This is a genomic window from Escherichia sp. E10V5, assembly GCF_004212315.1.
Taxonomy (GTDB): domain Bacteria; phylum Pseudomonadota; class Gammaproteobacteria; order Enterobacterales; family Enterobacteriaceae; genus Escherichia.
Genome location: NZ_RHJM01000013.1, coordinates 142,982 through 159,831, shown reverse-complemented (window position 1 = coordinate 159,831; position 16,850 = coordinate 142,982). Strand labels below are relative to the sequence as shown.

The window sequence follows — 16,850 nt, the reverse complement described above, 5'->3', positions numbered from 1 at the left end:
AACGAATTAATTACCCTTCTTCTGCGCCGGGGTCTGGCCTTTGTTGTTTTTGTCCTGCAACTGTGACGGCACCAGAACGGTGGTCACACGCTTACCTTTGTCACTGAAAGCCTGCATTTTCTGCTCTTTCACCAGGTAAGTGATCTTATCGCCCTTAATATTGCTATCGACCTGCTGCAGATAAGCATTACCCGTCAGAACGACAAAATCTTTTGCCAGTTCGTAATGCATCTGGGAAGCATGGCCTTCGACTGGCTTACCGTTATCCTGCATTTGATAGAAGGTGGCCGGGTTACCGTAACCGTCGATCACTTCCTTGCCTTGTTCACCACCCGGACGGGTGACGACTACTTTATCGGCATTAATTTTAATGGTGCCTTGAGTCACAACGACATTACCGGTAAAGGTAACCACGTTGCCTTGCATATCAAGAGATTGCTGGTCCGACTCAATGTGGATCGGTTGGTCAGTATCTCCGGTAACGGCAAATGCCGGAATGCTGGCGGCCAGAAGTGAGCTGGCAAGCACAAGATTAAGGCTGAGTTTGTTTGTTTTGAATTTCATAGGATGTTCTAACCTTTTCAATCAGCTCGGCATTCTTGCTGCGTAAGTTGCCGCGCATTTTCAGACCGCTGGAGTTAAATGTTGTTCCGTATAACGTGACGAGGTCTTCAGAGGTAACATCCTGCGTCACCAGATTGATCTGCGCGTTATCCGTCGTGATTCTGCGAAGTTGAGAGTCCGGCACGAGTGCGTTGACTTCAACGTGTCCATATAAATAGAGCATCCGGTCATTGGTTAGCTTGGCTTTATCTGCTTTAACCGACCATGTTGGGATTTTATCCTTATCAAACGTGGTAAGTACGGGTTGCGTAAACCACGAAACGGCCTGATCGGAATAATATTCAACGTGTTGAGCAATCAATCGATAGCTTAGGGCTCCTTCTGGGTTATAGACGAGCGTGTCCGTATGCTCGCTTTTATAGGTGGGATCATTGTTGTTGACGACCACCTGGGCGGTATCGTCTTTCTCGGTCATGTTAACGCCGATCATCACCAGAACCGCCAGTGATAGCACAATGATAACCCAACGTCTGGCTTTACTCATATCGATTGCCCTTTGGCTTCATCCAGTTTGCCCTGCGCCAGAAGTAATAAGTCGCAAACTTCACGAACCGCGCCACGACCGCCAGCAATGCGCGTCACGTAATCAGCGCGCGGAATCAATAGCGGATGCGCATCGGCTACGGCCACGCTTAAGCCCACTTTTTCCATCACTGGCCAGTCGATAAGATCATCACCAACGTAAGCCACGTTTTCTGGCGCAATCGCCAGTTTTTCCAGCAGATCGCCAAAGGCGATAAGCTTGTTTGATTGCCCCTGATACAGATGGGTGATCCCTAACGTTGCACACCGATCTTCTACCAGTTTAGCCTTTCGTCCAGTAATGATGGCGACTTCAATATCAGAGGTGAGCGCACAGCGGATACCGTAACCGTCACGAACATTGAACGCTTTCAGCTCTTCGCCATTGTTACCCATATAAATCAGACCATCTGACAATACGCCATCAACGTCGAGGATCAGCAGACGAATGTTCTCTGCTTTTGCCATCACATTGGCGCTAACAGGGCCGTAACAGGTCGCAAGCGACGCACCTGCTTTACTCATTGTTGTTTATCCTTGAATCTTTACACTACGCCAGCACGCAATAAATCGTGCATATGTAACACACCGAGTAAGTGGTCGCCATCGGCAACCATTACGGAAGTGATATGGCGGGACTGCATTAAGTTCAGCGCCTCAACGGCCAGAATGCCAGGACGTACACGAATTCCCCCTGGCGTCATCACATCGGCAATACCTAACTGACGGACATCCACGCCCATATCGAAGACACGGCGTAAATCACCGTCGGTAAATATGCCTTCAATCATCATATTGTCATCGCAAATGACGGTCATACCAAGATTTTTGCGGGTGACTTCCAGCAGCGCATCGCGCAGGCTGGCCGTTTTCTTGACATGCGGGATCTCGTCGCCCGTATGCATAATATCGCTGACGCGAAGCAGAAGTTTACGACCAAGTGCGCCGCCTGGATGCGAAAGTGCAAAATCTTCGGCGGTAAAGCCGCGCGCTTTCAACAAGGCGACGGCGAGCGCATCTCCCATGACCAGCGTCGCGGTAGTACTGCTGGTTGGTGCCAGCCCTAACGGACAAGCTTCTTTTGCTACTTTAACACACAGATGCACGTCTGCTGCGCGTGCCATGCTGCTCTCCGGACGACCGGTGATGCAAATTAACGGTACATGCAGGCGTTTGAGTACCGGGATTAAGGCCGTGATTTCGCTGGATTCACCTGAGTTAGAAATCGCAATGACCACGTCCTGCGGGGTGACCATGCCTAAATCGCCATGTGCGGCCTCACCGGGATGGACGAAAAATGACGGAGTACCGGTGCTTGCAAAGGTTGCTGCCATTTTGCGCCCAATGTGTCCCGATTTACCCATTCCCATGACCACGACTTTACCTTTACACCAGAACATCTTTTCACAGGCGAGCGTGAAATTCTGATTGATGTATTGATCAAGCTCTGCCAGGCATTCACGTTCAATCGCCAGGACTTCTTTACCTGCTTGCTGAAAGTCAAAACCCGGTTGCAACTCTACGTGCGACATAATGCGTTTCCAGTTATTCAACGAGTATTGGCGATAACCAGTACAACATCGCCAGCCATACGACAAATCCGCCTGTTAATAATACCCCAATGCCACGGCCAGATTGCCGGGAGCGTCGCCAGCATAGCAACGCAAAAATAATACTGACCAACAGCATCACGCTGCAGTCACGGCTGTACGCCAGTGGGTTAACCTCCCCGGGCGTTATCAGCGCGGGTAAACCCAGCACGATGACAATATTAAAAATGTTTGCGCCAATGATATTACCGACAGCAATGTCGTTTTCACCTTTGCGAAAACCTGCTATCGCGGTTGCCAGTTCCGGCAGACTAGTGCCGATAGCGATTGCCGTCAGACCAATAGTCAACTCGCTGATGGCAAAGTAATTCGCCAGTACGGTGGCGTTGTCAATCACCATCCGCGTTGCTACCGGCATGATAATCAATGCAATGCCGAGCCATAAAAACGCGACAGGTAAACCGCCTTCGCGCGGTAGCTCTGCAAGCTGTTCTCTGGTCAGGCTGTCAGTCCCCTGACGTTCTGCCTGACGTGCAAGTTTAACAATGAACAGCAGCCATAGCACAGCCAGAAAGAGGAGAAAGATACCATCGCTGCGACCAAGTTGTCCGTCATAGAGTACGGAACCGGCCACCACACTGACTAATAACATTAATGGTAATTCACGGCGCAGAACATCGGAATGTACGGTAAAAGGGCGCACCAGCGCAGCCAGACCGAGGATCAGTAAAATATTGATTATGTTTGAGCCGAGTGCTGTGCCGACGGCTAAATCTCGTTGTTCATGCAGCGACGCGGCAAGCGAAACGATTATTTCTGGAAGTGACGTACCAATACTGACCACCGTCATGCCGATGATCAGCGGTGGGATGCCAAAAGTGCGGCAAAGAATAGAGGCGGCAAATACCAGACGGTCGGCACTGTAAACGACCAAAAGTAAACCAACAATTAACAGTGCCGTAGCTAAAAGCATCTAACGTCCTTTCTTCAGGTATACTCGCCGGTCCGCTGAAGATTTTCAGAAAGCCGTAATGAATTCTTAATTTTGACTTTATGCGGCTAAAAAGTAAAACAAATGCCAGCTTTCGCTAACCGCGGCGGGTAATATTCTGTAAATATGTTGGGTTCAAGGTTAAATTGAGCGCCATGCTTAGAAAATCAACGCAAGACAAAGGGTGAATTATGGAGCAGTCTGTGGCGAATTTAGTCGATATGCGCGATGTCAGTTTTACGCGTGGCAATCGCTGCATCTTCGATAATATTTCCCTGACCGTGCCGCGAGGGAAGATCACGGCGATTATGGGGCCATCAGGCATCGGTAAAACGACGCTACTCCGTCTGATTGGTGGGCAAATCGCGCCAGATCACGGTGAGATCCTTTTTGATGATGAGAATATTCCGGCGATGTCTCGTTCGCGCCTGTATACCGTGCGTAAACGGATGAGCATGTTGTTTCAGTCCGGCGCGCTGTTCACCGATATGAACGTTTTTGACAACGTCGCCTACCCACTGCGCGAGCATACCCACCTTCCCGTGCCGTTGCTGCATAGCACGGTGATGATGAAGCTGGAAGCCGTTGGGCTGCGCGGAGCGGCCAAACTTATGCCATCGGAGCTTTCAGGCGGGATGGCGCGTCGTGCGGCGCTGGCGCGTGCAATTGCGCTGGAGCCGGATCTCATCATGTTTGATGAGCCGTTTGTTGGGCAAGATCCCATCACTATGGGCGTCCTGGTGAAGCTGATTTCCGAGCTGAACAGCGCGCTGGGCGTAACCTGTGTGGTGGTTTCTCACGATGTGCCGGAAGTTTTAAGTATCGCTGATCACGCCTGGATCCTGGCAGACAAAAAGATTGTCGCTCACGGTAGCGCCCAGGCGTTGCAGGCGAATCCTGATCCTCGCGTACGTCAGTTTCTGGACGGGATTGCTGACGGACCAGTTCCGTTCCGCTATCCTGCCGGCGATTATCACGCTGATCTTTTACCAGGGAGTTAAGCCACTCATGCTGTTAAATGCGCTGGCGTCGCTCGGACATAAAGGGATTAAAACCCTGAGAACGTTCGGGCGGGCCGGGTTAATGTTATTCAATGCGCTGGTCGGCAAACCGGAATTTCGCAAACATGCGCCGCTGTTGGTGCGTCAGCTCTATAATGTCGGCGTCCTGTCGATGCTGATTATTGTGGTTTCTGGCGTGTTCATCGGAATGGTGCTGGGTCTGCAAGGTTATCTGGTGCTGACCACTTATAGTGCGGAAACCAGTCTGGGGATGCTGGTGGCCTTGTCGCTGCTGCGCGAACTGGGGCCGGTGGTCGCAGCACTGCTGTTTGCCGGACGTGCCGGTTCGGCGTTAACTGCGGAAATCGGTTTGATGCGCGCCACAGAGCAGCTCTCCAGCATGGAGATGATGGCTGTGGATCCACTGCGCCGCGTCATTTCCCCACGTTTCTGGGCTGGGGTAATTTCACTACCGCTGCTGACGATAATTTTCGTCGCCGTGGGGATCTGGGGCGGATCGCTGGTTGGCGTCAGTTGGAAAGGCATTGATAGTGGGTTCTTCTGGTCGGCAATGCAAAACGCCGTCGACTGGCGTATGGATCTGGTCAACTGTCTGATTAAGAGCGTGGTGTTCGCTATTACGGTGACGTGGATTTCGCTGTTTAACGGTTATGACGCCATCCCGACCTCTGCCGGGATTAGCCGGGCAACCACTCGTACCGTTGTCCACTCGTCTCTGGCCGTACTGGGGCTGGATTTTGTGCTGACCGCATTGATGTTTGGGAATTGAGTTCATGCAAACGAAAAAAAATGAAATTTGGGTGGGTATCTTTTTATTAGCAGCACTGCTGGCGGCGCTGTTTGTTTGCCTGAAAGCGGCAAACGTGACGTCAATGCGAACTGAACCGACCTACACGCTTTATGCGACGTTCGATAATATCGGCGGGCTGAAAGCGCGCTCTCCGGTCAGTATTGGTGGTGTTGTCGTCGGCCGGGTTGCAGATATTACGCTGGACCCGAAAACCTATCTACCGCGCGTGACGCTGGAAATTGAACAACGTTATAACCACATTCCTGATACCAGTTCGTTGAGCATTCGTACTTCCGGTTTGCTTGGGGAACAATATCTGGCATTAAACGTCGGTTTTGAAGACCCGGAACTGGGGACTGCTATTCTGAAAGAGGGGGATACGATTCAGGACACCAAATCTGCGATGGTTCTGGAAGATCTCATTGGTCAGTTCCTTTATGGCAGTAAAGGTGATGACAATAAGAATAGTGGCGATGCGCCAGCCGCTGCGCCAGGTAATAATGAAACCACTGAACCTGTGGGTACAACGAAATAATTTCAGGAGAACCGACGCATGTTTAAACGTTTAATGATGGTCGCTTTGCTAATGATTGCACCGCTGAGTGCGGCAACCGCGGCAGATCAGACCAATCCGTATAAGCTGATGGACGAGGCGGCACAGAAAACGTTCGATCGCCTGAAGAATGAACAATCGCAAATTCGGGCTAATCCTGATTACCTGCGTACCATCGTCGATCAGGAACTGCTTCCGTACGTACAGATAAAATACGCCGGTGCGCTGGTACTGGGTCAGTACTACAAAAGCGCGACCCCAGCCCAGCGTGAAGCCTACTTTGCCGCTTTCCATGAGTATCTGAAGCAGGCTTACGGTCAGGCGCTGGCGATGTATCACGGTCAGACCTATCAGATTGCGCCAGAACAGCCGTTGGGTGATAAAACCATTGTGCCTATCCGCGTCACCATTATTGACCCGAATGGCCGTCCACCGGTACGTCTCGATTTCCAGTGGCGTAAAAACTCTCAGACTGGCAAGTGGCAGGCTTATGACATGATTGCCGAAGGCGTCAGCATGATCACCACGAAACAAAATGAGTGGGGGACTTTACTGCGCACGAAAGGCATCGATGGTCTGACCGCACAACTGAAGTCTATTTCTCAACAGAAAATCACCCTGGAAGAGAAAAAATAATGAGCGAGTCACTGAGCTGGACGCAGACGGGTGACACCCTGGTATTGACCGGAGAGCTGGATCAGGACGTTCTGCTGCCGCTTTGGGAAATGCGTGACGAAGCGGTGAGGGGGATTACCCGCATCGATCTTAGTCGAGTGTCCCGCGTTGATACGGGTGGACTGGCGTTGCTGCTCCATCTGATCGATCTGGCGAAAAAGCAAGGCAACAGCGTGACGCTTCAGGGGGTAAACGACAAGGTGTATACCCTGGCAAAATTGTATAATTTGCCGTCTGATGTTCTGCCTCGTTAATTTTTTTCAGGCTGGATAAGGCGTTACCCGCCAGTCCGGCAAACCTACCAGTAAGTCGAGCCTTGTCTGATTAATCAGCAAGGCTTTTTGCTTATTTATGACAGCGCAACTTTGCTCTAAGATGTTTCACTGGTTTATTAACTGATGAATGAAGATCCCATGGAAAATAATGAAATTCAGAGCGTGCTGATGAACGCTCTTTCCCTCCAGGAAGTCCACGTTTCCGGCGATGGCAGCCACTTTCAGGTTATTGCCGTGGGTGAGATGTTTGATGGCATGAGCCGGGTTAAAAAACAGCAGACGGTTTACGGTCCGCTGATGGAATATATTGCGGATAACCGCATTCATGCTGTGTCGATCAAAGCGTATACCCCTGCGGAGTGGGCGCGTGATCGCAAACTGAACGGCTTTTGAGCTATGGGCGATACGCCGGTAGCGGATATGAATTGTTAACTGAGAACATACTAAATGGATAAATTTCGTGTTCAGGGGCCAACGAAGCTCCAGGGCGAAGTCACAATTTCCGGCGCTAAAAATGCTGCTCTGCCTATCCTTTTCGCTGCACTGCTGGCGGAAGAACCGGTGGAGATCCAGAACGTCCCGAAACTGAAAGACGTCGATACATCAATGAAGCTGCTTAGCCAGCTTGGCGCCAAAGTAGAACGTAATGGTTCTGTGCGTATCGATGCCCGTGACGTTAATGTCTTCTGCGCGCCTTACGATCTGGTTAAAACCATGCGTGCCTCTATCTGGGCGCTTGGGCCGCTGGTGGCTCGTTTTGGTCAGGGGCAGGTTTCTTTGCCTGGTGGTTGTACGATTGGCGCTCGTCCGGTTGATTTACATATTTCCGGCCTTGAGCAATTAGGCGCGACCATCAAACTGGAAGAAGGTTACGTTAAAGCTTCCGTCGATGGCCGTCTGAAAGGCGCGCACATCGTGATGGATAAAGTCAGTGTTGGTGCAACCGTGACCATTATGTGTGCTGCAACCCTGGCGGAAGGCACCACGATTATTGAAAACGCGGCGCGTGAACCGGAAATCGTCGATACCGCGAACTTCCTGGTTACGCTGGGCGCGAAAATTAGCGGCCAGGGTACCGATCGTATTGTCATCGAAGGGGTAGAACGTTTAGGTGGCGGCGTTTACCGCGTCCTGCCGGATCGAATTGAAACCGGTACTTTCCTGGTTGCTGCGGCGATCTCTCGCGGCAAAATCATCTGCCGTAACGCCCAGCCAGATACCCTTGACGCTGTGCTGGCGAAACTGCGTGACGCTGGGGCGGACATCGAAGTAGGCGAAGACTGGATTAGCCTGGATATGCACGGCAAACGTCCGAAGGCCGTTAACGTACGTACTGCGCCGCATCCGGCGTTCCCGACCGATATGCAGGCCCAGTTCACGCTGCTGAACCTGGTGGCAGAAGGAACCGGATTTATCACCGAAACGGTCTTTGAAAACCGCTTTATGCACGTACCTGAGCTAAGCCGTATGGGCGCGCATGCCGAAATTGAAAGCAATACCGTTATTTGTCACGGTGTTGAAAAACTTTCCGGCGCACAGGTAATGGCAACCGATCTGCGTGCTTCAGCAAGTCTGGTGCTGGCTGGCTGCATTGCAGAAGGTACTACGGTTGTTGATCGTATTTATCACATCGATCGTGGCTACGAACGCATTGAAGACAAACTTCGCGCGCTTGGTGCTAACATTGAGCGTGTGAAAGGCGAGTAATCGTCCGATAGCTGGCAGCCCCGTTCGCGGGGCTACCGCCAGGCTACTCATTTTTGCGGTTTGGTGTAGCTGCGCATCAACTGCGATCTGTCGATAAACTCATGGGTCAGCGGGTCATGATAGCGTGATGGCCAGATAACCCAGGGATCAGTTCCTAATGCTTTCGCAATAATCATCTCTCCTTTCGGCCAGGGACGCGATAATGCATTCGCCAGTGTCGAGGAACTCAAACCATTTCTGCGAGATTCCGCCGCCATTGACGTTCCTCTTTTCCGCAAACCCGCAATGATATCGGCGGGATGCCAGTCAATAAAATTATTCTCCATCTTCCCTCACTCCTTAAGTTAGTCGCTTACTTTCAGAACATGCACTCCGGGTAACGCCACTATACTCCTGATGGCGCATTGTTCTAAAAAGTTCCTGTAAGGAGTGTGAATATTCAGAATATATTAAGATAAGTTATCTGTATTTCAGACAATTTTGCGATTGATTGAGAGTTTTTTGGAGTTTATTAGAATTATCCCGCGCAGTACGCGGGATAACAGGAAGGGATTAACGATCGCGTTGAACAGCGATGTGCGCGAGGCCGATTAACGCCTCTCGCCATGGGGTATCCGGCAACACTTGCAATGCAGCAATGGCTTTGTCTGCTTCTTCTTCCGCACGCTGACGTGTCCATTCCAGAGAGCCGCAAGCGTTCATTGCTTCCAGAACCGGTTCCAGAAGATGTCGACCGTTCCCTTGTTCGATGGCGGAACGGATCATCTGTGCCTGTTCTGGTGTGCCATGATGCATCGCATGCAGCAGCGGCAGCGTCGGTTTACCTTCGTTCAGATCATCACCGACATTTTTGCCCAACTGTTCGCCATCGGCATTGTAATCGAGCAAATCGTCGATCAGCTGGAAAGCCGTGCCGAGGTAACGACCATAATCTTGCAGGCCTTTTTCCTCTTCCGGCGTACAGCCTGCCAGAATACCGGAACACTGAGCCGCAGCCTCGAACAGACGTGCGGTTTTGCTGTAAATAACGCGCATGTAGTTCTCTTCGGTGATGTCCGGATCATTAACGTTCATCAGTTGCAAAACTTCACCTTCCGCGATGACGTTTACAGCCTCTGACATCACTTCCAGCACTTTGAGCGAGCCGAGGCTGGTCATCATCTGGAACGCACGGGTATAAATAAAATCGCCTACCAGCACGCTGGCAGCGTTACCAAAAGCGGCGTTGGCGGTAGCTTTACCTCGGCGCATATCTGATTCATCCACAACGTCGTCGTGTAGCAGGGTCGCCGTGTGGATAAACTCAATTAGGGCAGCAATGGTGACATGTGCATTCCCCTCATAGCCAACAGCTCGTGCAGCCAGTACAGCAATCATCGGACGAATACGTTTACCGCCGCCGCTGACGATGTAATAGCCTAACTGATTGATCAGTTGGACGTCGGAATTAAGCTGCTCGAGAATTGCTGCATTAACACCCGCCATATCTTGCGCGGTTAACTCATTGATTTTTTCTAAATTCATCGCAAAAGCCGGGCTTTTCGCCCCGATTACCTTACTGTGAACAGAGGCAACTTAGGGTTTATGGTTAGGAATATAGAGTGATTGTACTGAAAAAATGGCACAGATAAACGTTACCGTACAAGTTGTGTTTTTTTTCTTCGTGTATTGACTGTAGCACTTGTCAAAGGCGTGCGTTTTGCGTAATATTCGCGCCCTATTGTGAATATTTATAGCGCACTCTGAATCATTGAAAAGGTGTGCGCGGAAGCGGAGTTTTATATGTACGCGGTTTTCCAAAGTGGTGGTAAACAACACCGAGTAAGCGAAGGTCAGACCGTTCGCCTGGAAAAGCTGGACATCGCAACTGGCGAAACTGTTGAGTTCGCTGAAGTGCTGATGATCGCAAACGGTGAAGAAGTCAAAATCGGCGTTCCTTTCGTTGATGGCGGCGTAATCAAAGCTGAAGTTGTTGCTCACGGTCGTGGCGAGAAAGTTAAAATCGTTAAGTTTCGCCGTCGTAAACACTATCGTAAGCAGCAGGGCCATCGTCAGTGGTTCACTGATGTGAAAATTACTGGCATCAGCGCCTAAGACCTGAGGAGAGATTTCAAATGGCACATAAAAAGGCTGGCGGCTCCACACGTAACGGTCGCGATTCAGAAGCTAAACGCCTGGGCGTTAAGCGTTTCGGTGGCGAATCCGTTCTGGCGGGTAGCATCATCGTTCGTCAACGTGGTACCAAATTCCACGCTGGCGCTAACGTAGGTTGCGGTCGTGACCACACTCTGTTTGCTAAAGCAGACGGTAAAGTGAAATTCGAAGTTAAAGGCCCGAAAAACCGTAAATTTATCAGCATCGAAGCTGAATAAGTTTTTCGCGTCCCGGTAACGGATGAAAGCCCCGCAACACGTTGCGGGGCTTTTTACATTCGATAACCGGTAAAATGCGCATGGTGCGGCGTTAATCCGCAAATGCGCTTTGCAGGGAATACGGTATGAAGCAGCAGGCAGGCATTGGCATTCTTTTGGCGCTCACCACAGCAATTTGCTGGGGGGCGTTGCCAATCGCAATGAAGCAGGTGCTGGAGGTGATGGAGCCTCCGACAATCGTGTTTTACCGTTTCTTGATGGCGAGTATTGGTCTTGGTGCCATTCTTGCACTGAAGAAGAGGTTGCCGCCATTACGCGTGTTTCGTAAGCCACGCTGGTTGATTTTGTTGGCAGTGGCGACCGCTGGGCTGTTTGGGAACTTCATCCTGTTCAGTTCATCCTTGCAATACCTGAGCCCGACCGCTTCGCAGGTGATTGGGCAACTCTCGCCGGTTGGCATGATGGTTGCCAGCGTATTTATCCTGAAAGAGAAAATGCGCAGCACTCAGGTTGTAGGGGCATTGATGCTCCTGAGCGGCCTGGTGATGTTTTTTAATACCAGTCTGGTCGAGATATTTACAAAGCTCACCGATTATACCTGGGGAGTTATCTTTGGGGTCGGTGCGGCGACGGTCTGGGTGAGTTATGGCGTGGCGCAAAAGGTTTTATTGCGTCGGCTGGCCTCACCGCAGATTCTGTTTTTACTGTACACTTTGTGTACAATTGCGCTCTTCCCTCTGGCAAAGCCAGGGGTGATAGCGCAGCTTAGCCACTGGCAGCTCGCATGTTTAATTTTTTGCGGACTGAATACCTTGGTAGGATATGGCGCCCTGGCGGAAGCGATGGCTCGCTGGCAGGCAGCGCAGGTGAGCGCGATCATCACGCTCACCCCACTGTTTACGCTGTTTTTTTCAGATCTTTTATCACTGGCCTGGCCCGATTTCTTCGCCAGACCGATGTTAAACCTTTTAGGTTATCTCGGTGCGTTTGTCGTGGTTGCGGGCGCGATGTATTCCGCCATTGGTCATCGTATTTGGGGCGGATTACGTAAGCATACAACGGTGGTATCGCAACCCCGCGCAGGCGAATGATTTACGGAGAATAAAATGAAGTTTGTTGATGAAGCATCGATTCTGGTCGTTGCAGGTGATGGCGGTAATGGTTGCGTGAGCTTCCGCCGCGAAAAATATATTCCGAAAGGCGGCCCGGATGGCGGCGACGGCGGTGACGGTGGTGACGTATGGATGGAAGCCGACGAGAACCTGAACACGCTTATCGATTATCGTTTTGAAAAATCTTTCCGTGCAGAGCGCGGTCAGAACGGCGCAAGCCGCGATTGTACCGGTAAGCGCGGTAAAGACGTGACGATTAAAGTGCCGGTAGGTACGCGTGTAATCGACCAGGGTACCGGTGAAACTATGGGCGATATGACCAAACACGGTCAGCGTCTACTGGTTGCGAAGGGCGGCTGGCACGGTCTGGGCAATACCCGTTTCAAATCGTCCGTTAACCGTACACCACGGCAGAAAACCAACGGTACGCCTGGCGATAAGCGCGAGCTGCTGCTGGAGCTGATGCTGCTGGCTGATGTCGGTATGCTGGGGATGCCAAACGCGGGTAAATCGACCTTTATTCGCGCTGTCTCGGCAGCTAAACCGAAAGTAGCGGACTATCCGTTTACCACTCTGGTGCCAAGCCTGGGCGTGGTACGTATGGACAACGAGAAGAGCTTCGTTGTTGCTGATATCCCGGGGTTGATTGAAGGCGCTGCGGAAGGCGCAGGTCTGGGCATTCGCTTCCTGAAGCACCTGGAACGTTGCCGCGTCCTGTTGCACCTCATCGATATCGATCCGATTGACGGCACCGATCCGGTTGAAAACGCGCGTATTATTATCAGCGAGCTGGAAAAATACAGCCAGGATCTGGCGGCGAAACCACGCTGGTTAGTCTTCAACAAGATCGACCTGCTGGATAAAGCAGAAGCTGAAGAGAAAGCGAAAGCGATCGCTGAGGCGCTGGGCTGGGAAGATAAATATTATCTGATCTCTGCGGCGAGCGGACTGGGCGTGAAAGATCTCTGCTGGGATGTGATGACCTTTATCATTGAAAACCCGGTCGTGCAGGCAGAAGAAGCGAAACAGCCTGAGAAAGTCGAATTCATGTGGGATGATTATCACCGTCAGCAGCTTGAAGAGATTGCTGAAGAGGATGATGAAGACTGGGATGACGACTGGGACGAAGACGACGAAGAAGGCGTTGAGTTCATTTACAAGCGTTAATCAGCAAAACCCCGGCCATGTGCCGGGGTTTCTTTTTGACTAATTGTTCTGGTAAATATCTTTATACAAACGGCTTTCAAAACGTACCAACGGAATACGGCGATTACGCTGATCCGCGGGTTCTACTGCATAACCAGAAAGATATTGTACGAACGCCATTCGTTGCCCGCTTGCTGTGGTGATGAATCCTGCCAGGTTATACACGCCCTGCAACGAACCTGTTTTCGCTGAAACTTTACCATCTACGCCCGCTTGATGCAGACCTGCACGGTACTGCAACGAACCATCGTAGCCTGCTAAAGGTAGCATTGAGATAAAGTTAAGCTCATTGTCGTGTTGGGCAATGTATTGCAGCACCTGCATCATGGTGGCTGGTGCAATCAGGTTATGCCGTGAAAGCCCCGAACCATCTGCAATAATCGTGTTGCCAATATCCACACCCGCCTGCTTACGCAGGATCTGACGCACGGCGTCCGACCCGGCCCGCCATGTCCCCGGGACATTAAAGCGCGCATGACCAATCATGCGAAAGACGGTATCGGCGATCATGTTGTCGGACTTTTTCAGCATAATCTTAAGCAGATCGTGCAAAGGGGCCGACTGTTTACTGGCAACCACCGTTCCTGGGTCGTTAACCTGCGTTTGTCGCAGTAGCGTGCCGGAATAGGTAATGCCTGCCTGTTTTAACTCATCTTTCAGAATCGCTCCGGCGTAGCTGGCGCCATCCTGTACGGCAAAAGCCAACGGTAGCGGCTCTGAACGTTGTGGTAGGCATCCGGTTAACGTAAAGCGGTTAAGGTCGCCTGGCACCACATCCAGCTCGCAATATTGCGCTTCGGCTGAACCTCGGGGGAGAGTGCGTACCTGGCTGAACATAGTCACAGGGTAATAAGAGGCCACGCGAACAAAGGCCATATCACCGGGTTTTTGGGCACTGTAGAGCGAGACGGAAAAGCAATTGCGGTCAACAATGGCGGCGGCAGGCGGGGCGCTAAAGCATTGTGTCATATCGTTCCAGGGCCAGCCGGGGGCTTTATCGTGACTGGCAAAAATGGACGTGTCTATGAACACATTGCCATCGATTTGGGAGACGCCTGATTTTTTCAGGGTCGCCACCATATTACGAATATCCTGACGTTTTAGCGTCGGATCGGCACCAAATCGCGCCACTAAGTCACCCTTGAGTACGCCGTTCTCCACATTGCCTTTGGTTTCAAGTGTAGTGGTGAAACGAAAATCGGGGCCAAGTTGAATCAACGCCGCCAGCGCAGTGATCACCTTCTGCGTACTGGCGGGCAGCGCCATTTGCTGACTATGGTAATCAATAGCGGGGGCAGACGCGCCGACTTTTTGCACCATCAGGGCAAGGTTGGCGCCAGCGGGGAGTTGAGTAATGTACTCATCAACATTCGCGGCCTGAACACTGAACGCTATACAGCTGGTCAATCCGATGATAAATCTGGAAAATCGCATAATCTCGCGCTAACAACCTGGAATCGAGCCGTCATACTACGGCGCAACGCCCTATAAAGTAAACGATGACCCTTCGGGAACTTCAGGGTAAAATGACTATCAAAATGTGAATTATTGCTGGCCTGGGACCTGTTCCCGGGTCGGTATTTTTTTGCTTCTGGCCCCGACGAGGAGTTGTGCCGGGCATGCCGAACAGCCGGGGCGAGTGGAGACTCTCCCCATCAGGAATATTCAAGAGGTATAACAAATGCAAGCTATTCCGATGACCTTACGCGGCGCTGAAAAATTACGCGAAGAGCTGGATTTTCTGAAATCTGTGCGCCGTCCTGAAATCATTGCTGCTATCGCGGAAGCGCGTGAGCATGGCGACCTGAAAGAGAACGCCGAATACCACGCTGCGCGTGAGCAGCAGGGTTTTTGCGAAGGCCGTATCAAAGATATCGAAGCCAAGCTGTCGAACGCGCAGGTAATTGATGTCACCAAAATGCCAAACAATGGTCGCGTGATTTTTGGCGCTACCGTGACGGTTTTGAATCTGGATTCTGATGAAGAACAGACCTATCGCATCGTAGGCGATGACGAAGCTGACTTTAAACAGAACCTGATTTCTGTAAACTCGCCTATCGCTCGTGGACTGATTGGCAAAGAAGAAGATGATGTAGTGGTCATCAAAACGCCGGGCGGCGATGTAGAATTTGAAGTAATTAAGGTGGAATACCTGTAAGAATTACCCAATACTCAAAATGTTGATGTATTGTAAAGAAAGGAAAAAGGCCGCTATGCGGCCTTTTATCAACGAACAGAGCGTGGCATTTTGCTCTCCTGCTTGCGGAAAATCCCTCGTTTTACACAGCAAATGTGTGTAACTTTAGGATAATCTTAGCGTGGCAGCGAGATTTTACGTTCTTTAGTTGGACGATAAAGCACCAGCGTTTTACCGATGACCTGTACATTACAGGCGCCGGTTTCGCGCACGATAGCTTCCACGATCAAGGTTTTAGTTTCGCGATCTTCAGTGGCGATTTTCACCTTGATGAGTTCATGGTGCTCTAACGCTTGTTCAATCTCGGCCAGCACCCCTTCGGTCAAACCATTACTGCCAAGCAGAACAACTGGCTTGAGCGGATGTGCCAGACCTTTCAGGTGCTGTTTTTGTTTAGTACTCAGATTCATCGTATTTTTTTGCTTACGTTGGGATTGAAAACGGGTCATTCTACCGCCATCTCCCATATATCGCCAAATAGGCGCGTAAAAATTTACGCAATTGGTTACGATGAGTTATCCCAATGGGAAAGTTAAATGACAGGTAAGAAGCGTTCTGCCAGCTCCAGTCGCTGGCTTCAGGAACACTTTAGCGATAAATATGTTCAACAGGCACAGAAAAAGGGGTTACGTTCCCGTGCCTGGTTTAAACTTGATGAAATACAGCAAAGTGACAAACTCTTTAAACCGGGAATGACGGTTGTCGACCTTGGTGCTGCGCCAGGTGGTTGGTCACAATATGTGGTCACCCAAATTGGCGGCAAAGGCCGTATCATCGCTTGCGATCTTTTACCTATGGATCCTATCGTTGGTGTGGACTTTCTTCAGGGCGATTTTCGTGATGAACTGGTGATGAAAGCACTGCTGGAGCGCGTAGGCGACAGCAAAGTCCAGGTTGTCATGTCCGATATGGCACCAAACATGAGCGGAACACCGGCGGTGGATATCCCCCGTGCCATGTATCTGGTGGAACTGGCGCTAGAAATGTGTCGTGATGTATTAGCGCCAGGTGGCAGTTTTGTAGTGAAGGTGTTCCAGGGCGAAGGTTTCGATGAGTATCTAAGGGAAATTCGCTCCCTGTTTACGAAGGTCAAAGTTCGTAAGCCGGACTCTTCTCGTGCACGTTCGCGGGAAGTGTATATTGTAGCGACCGGGCGTAAACCCTAACCGGGAGATTTCAGACGAAAGTTTGAAAGCTGCTGGATATAGAGTATCCTGACGCTGTTTTTAACACAGTTGTAATAAGAGGTTAATC

General features: G+C 50.9%; 22 protein-coding genes. 13 read left to right on the top strand and 9 right to left on the bottom strand.

What is annotated here, in order from left to right:
• Nucleotides 1-6: 6 nt before the first annotated feature.
• The 5 genes from lptA to D9738_RS10790 are packed head-to-tail and all read right to left on the bottom strand — an operon-like array spanning nt 7 to nt 3,669.
• Nucleotides 7-564, bottom strand: coding sequence for a lipopolysaccharide ABC transporter substrate-binding protein LptA (gene lptA / locus D9738_RS10810; protein WP_064529517.1), 558 nt, complete (start codon nt 562-564; stop codon nt 7-9).
• Nucleotides 533-1,108, bottom strand: coding sequence for an LPS export ABC transporter periplasmic protein LptC (lptC, locus tag D9738_RS10805; protein WP_064529518.1), 576 nt, complete (start codon nt 1,106-1,108; stop codon nt 533-535). Before lptC ends, lptA begins: the two co-directional genes overlap by 32 nt.
• Complete coding sequence (kdsC, locus tag D9738_RS10800; protein ID WP_130204570.1) at nt 1,105-1,671, bottom strand: 3-deoxy-manno-octulosonate-8-phosphatase KdsC; 567 nt, start codon at nt 1,669-1,671, stop codon at nt 1,105-1,107. Before kdsC ends, lptC begins: the two co-directional genes overlap by 4 nt.
• 20 nt (nt 1,672-1,691) lie before the next feature.
• Entirely contained in the window at nt 1,692-2,678 is a 987-nt protein-coding gene (gene kdsD / locus D9738_RS10795; RefSeq protein ID WP_130204572.1) for an arabinose-5-phosphate isomerase KdsD, read from the bottom strand.
• 13 nt (nt 2,679-2,691) lie between these two features.
• On the bottom strand, nt 2,692-3,669 hold the full coding sequence (locus tag D9738_RS10790; RefSeq protein ID WP_130219199.1) for a calcium/sodium antiporter: 978 nt from the start codon (nt 3,667-3,669) through the stop codon (nt 2,692-2,694).
• 209 nt (nt 3,670-3,878) lie between these two features.
• On the opposite strand from D9738_RS10790, the gene mlaF reads away from it, so the two are divergent.
• The 7 genes from mlaF (at nt 3,879) to murA (ending at nt 8,709) form a co-directional block, all read left to right on the top strand.
• Nucleotides 3,879-4,688, top strand: a complete 810-nt coding sequence (gene mlaF, locus D9738_RS10785) for a phospholipid ABC transporter ATP-binding protein MlaF (protein WP_130260172.1) — start codon at nt 3,879-3,881, stop codon at nt 4,686-4,688.
• A 7-nt stretch (nt 4,689-4,695) separates the two neighbouring features.
• Nucleotides 4,696-5,478: a lipid asymmetry maintenance ABC transporter permease subunit MlaE gene (gene mlaE, locus D9738_RS10780; protein WP_000925792.1), complete on the top strand. Its 783-nt coding sequence runs from the start codon at nt 4,696-4,698 to the stop codon at nt 5,476-5,478.
• 4 nt (nt 5,479-5,482) lie between these two features.
• On the top strand, nt 5,483-6,034 hold the full coding sequence (gene mlaD, locus D9738_RS10775; RefSeq protein ID WP_130223776.1) for an outer membrane lipid asymmetry maintenance protein MlaD: 552 nt from the start codon (nt 5,483-5,485) through the stop codon (nt 6,032-6,034).
• 18 nt (nt 6,035-6,052) lie between these two features.
• Complete coding sequence (gene mlaC / locus D9738_RS10770) at nt 6,053-6,688, top strand: phospholipid-binding protein MlaC (protein WP_130204580.1); 636 nt, start codon at nt 6,053-6,055, stop codon at nt 6,686-6,688.
• Nucleotides 6,688-6,981 (top strand): lipid asymmetry maintenance protein MlaB, encoded by a 294-nt coding sequence (mlaB, locus tag D9738_RS10765; RefSeq protein WP_130260171.1) that lies wholly within the window; start codon nt 6,688-6,690, stop codon nt 6,979-6,981. Before mlaC ends, mlaB begins: the two co-directional genes overlap by 1 nt.
• A gap of 159 nt (nt 6,982-7,140) precedes the next feature.
• The gene (gene ibaG / locus D9738_RS10760; RefSeq protein WP_010379217.1) at nt 7,141-7,395 is read left to right on the top strand and encodes a BolA family iron metabolism protein IbaG; all 255 of its coding nucleotides are present in this window, start codon (nt 7,141-7,143) and stop codon (nt 7,393-7,395) included.
• A 54-nt stretch (nt 7,396-7,449) separates the two neighbouring features.
• Nucleotides 7,450-8,709 carry a UDP-N-acetylglucosamine 1-carboxyvinyltransferase gene (murA, locus tag D9738_RS10755; RefSeq protein ID WP_130204584.1) on the top strand — a complete coding sequence of 420 codons (1,260 nt, stop codon included), beginning with the start codon at nt 7,450-7,452 and terminating at the stop codon, nt 8,707-8,709.
• Nucleotides 8,710-8,756: 47 nt separating this feature from the next.
• On the opposite strand, the gene sfsB is transcribed toward murA, so the two are convergent.
• Together sfsB and ispB are read right to left on the bottom strand one after the other, a co-directional pair.
• Entirely contained in the window at nt 8,757-9,035 is a 279-nt protein-coding gene (sfsB, locus tag D9738_RS10750; protein WP_064529526.1) for a DNA-binding transcriptional regulator SfsB, read from the bottom strand.
• Nucleotides 9,036-9,261: 226 nt separating this feature from the next.
• Nucleotides 9,262-10,233, bottom strand: coding sequence for an octaprenyl diphosphate synthase (ispB, locus tag D9738_RS10745; protein ID WP_130204586.1), 972 nt, complete (start codon nt 10,231-10,233; stop codon nt 9,262-9,264).
• 258 nt (nt 10,234-10,491) lie between these two features.
• Between ispB and rplU the strand changes: the two genes are divergently transcribed.
• The 4 genes from rplU (at nt 10,492) to cgtA (ending at nt 13,360) form a co-directional block, all read left to right on the top strand.
• Complete coding sequence (rplU, locus tag D9738_RS10740) at nt 10,492-10,803, top strand: 50S ribosomal protein L21 (protein WP_000271401.1); 312 nt, start codon at nt 10,492-10,494, stop codon at nt 10,801-10,803.
• Nucleotides 10,804-10,823: 20 nt separating this feature from the next.
• Complete coding sequence (gene rpmA, locus D9738_RS10735) at nt 10,824-11,081, top strand: 50S ribosomal protein L27 (RefSeq protein ID WP_000940595.1); 258 nt, start codon at nt 10,824-10,826, stop codon at nt 11,079-11,081.
• Nucleotides 11,082-11,206: 125 nt separating this feature from the next.
• A complete protein-coding gene (locus D9738_RS10730) occupies nt 11,207-12,172 on the top strand; it encodes a DMT family transporter (RefSeq protein ID WP_130204588.1) in 966 nt (321 codons plus the stop codon).
• A gap of 15 nt (nt 12,173-12,187) precedes the next feature.
• Complete coding sequence (gene cgtA, locus D9738_RS10725) at nt 12,188-13,360, top strand: Obg family GTPase CgtA (RefSeq protein ID WP_000673561.1); 1,173 nt, start codon at nt 12,188-12,190, stop codon at nt 13,358-13,360.
• A 39-nt stretch (nt 13,361-13,399) separates the two neighbouring features.
• Here cgtA and dacB read toward each other — a convergent pair whose 3' ends face one another.
• Nucleotides 13,400-14,833: a serine-type D-Ala-D-Ala carboxypeptidase gene (gene dacB / locus D9738_RS10720; protein ID WP_130204590.1), complete on the bottom strand. Its 1,434-nt coding sequence runs from the start codon at nt 14,831-14,833 to the stop codon at nt 13,400-13,402.
• A 247-nt stretch (nt 14,834-15,080) separates the two neighbouring features.
• Between dacB and greA the strand changes: the two genes are divergently transcribed.
• Complete coding sequence (gene greA, locus D9738_RS10715; protein WP_064529530.1) at nt 15,081-15,557, top strand: transcription elongation factor GreA; 477 nt, start codon at nt 15,081-15,083, stop codon at nt 15,555-15,557.
• Nucleotides 15,558-15,712: 155 nt separating this feature from the next.
• On the opposite strand, the gene yhbY is transcribed toward greA, so the two are convergent.
• Complete coding sequence (gene yhbY, locus D9738_RS10710) at nt 15,713-16,006, bottom strand: ribosome assembly RNA-binding protein YhbY (RefSeq protein WP_001054420.1); 294 nt, start codon at nt 16,004-16,006, stop codon at nt 15,713-15,715.
• Between the two features lie 126 nt (nt 16,007-16,132).
• On the opposite strand from yhbY, the gene rlmE reads away from it, so the two are divergent.
• Nucleotides 16,133-16,762, top strand: coding sequence for a 23S rRNA (uridine(2552)-2'-O)-methyltransferase RlmE (rlmE, locus tag D9738_RS10705; RefSeq protein WP_000145975.1), 630 nt, complete (start codon nt 16,133-16,135; stop codon nt 16,760-16,762).
• The last annotated feature ends 88 nt before the right edge of the window (nt 16,763-16,850 follow it).

Bases quoted from the DNA above. Each gene is read 5' to 3' on its own strand.
- cgtA (WP_000673561.1), top strand. From the start codon at position 12,188: ATGAAGTTTGTTGATGAAGCATCGATTCTGGTCGTTGCAGGTGATGGC.
- rlmE (WP_000145975.1), top strand. From the start codon at position 16,133: ATGACAGGTAAGAAGCGTTCTGCCAGCTCCAGTCGCTGGCTTCAGGAA.
- murA (WP_130204584.1), top strand. From the start codon at position 7,450: ATGGATAAATTTCGTGTTCAGGGGCCAACGAAGCTCCAGGGCGAAGTC.
- mlaB (WP_130260171.1), top strand. From the start codon at position 6,688: ATGAGCGAGTCACTGAGCTGGACGCAGACGGGTGACACCCTGGTATTG.
- ibaG (WP_010379217.1), top strand. From the start codon at position 7,141: ATGGAAAATAATGAAATTCAGAGCGTGCTGATGAACGCTCTTTCCCTC.
- greA (WP_064529530.1), top strand. From the start codon at position 15,081: ATGCAAGCTATTCCGATGACCTTACGCGGCGCTGAAAAATTACGCGAA.
- kdsC (WP_130204570.1), bottom strand. From the start codon at position 1,671: ATGAGTAAAGCAGGTGCGTCGCTTGCGACCTGTTACGGCCCTGTTAGC.
- sfsB (WP_064529526.1), bottom strand. From the start codon at position 9,035: ATGGAGAATAATTTTATTGACTGGCATCCCGCCGATATCATTGCGGGT.
- mlaC (WP_130204580.1), top strand. From the start codon at position 6,053: ATGTTTAAACGTTTAATGATGGTCGCTTTGCTAATGATTGCACCGCTG.
- lptA (WP_064529517.1), bottom strand. From the start codon at position 564: ATGAAATTCAAAACAAACAAACTCAGCCTTAATCTTGTGCTTGCCAGC.
- rpmA (WP_000940595.1), top strand. From the start codon at position 10,824: ATGGCACATAAAAAGGCTGGCGGCTCCACACGTAACGGTCGCGATTCA.
- mlaE (WP_000925792.1), top strand. From the start codon at position 4,696: ATGCTGTTAAATGCGCTGGCGTCGCTCGGACATAAAGGGATTAAAACC.
- ispB (WP_130204586.1), bottom strand. From the start codon at position 10,233: ATGAATTTAGAAAAAATCAATGAGTTAACCGCGCAAGATATGGCGGGT.
- yhbY (WP_001054420.1), bottom strand. From the start codon at position 16,006: ATGAATCTGAGTACTAAACAAAAACAGCACCTGAAAGGTCTGGCACAT.
- dacB (WP_130204590.1), bottom strand. From the start codon at position 14,833: ATGCGATTTTCCAGATTTATCATCGGATTGACCAGCTGTATAGCGTTC.
- kdsD (WP_130204572.1), bottom strand. From the start codon at position 2,678: ATGTCGCACGTAGAGTTGCAACCGGGTTTTGACTTTCAGCAAGCAGGT.
- D9738_RS10730 (WP_130204588.1), top strand. From the start codon at position 11,207: ATGAAGCAGCAGGCAGGCATTGGCATTCTTTTGGCGCTCACCACAGCA.
- lptC (WP_064529518.1), bottom strand. From the start codon at position 1,108: ATGAGTAAAGCCAGACGTTGGGTTATCATTGTGCTATCACTGGCGGTT.
- D9738_RS10790 (WP_130219199.1), bottom strand. From the start codon at position 3,669: ATGCTTTTAGCTACGGCACTGTTAATTGTTGGTTTACTTTTGGTCGTT.
- mlaF (WP_130260172.1), top strand. From the start codon at position 3,879: ATGGAGCAGTCTGTGGCGAATTTAGTCGATATGCGCGATGTCAGTTTT.
- mlaD (WP_130223776.1), top strand. From the start codon at position 5,483: ATGCAAACGAAAAAAAATGAAATTTGGGTGGGTATCTTTTTATTAGCA.
- rplU (WP_000271401.1), top strand. From the start codon at position 10,492: ATGTACGCGGTTTTCCAAAGTGGTGGTAAACAACACCGAGTAAGCGAA.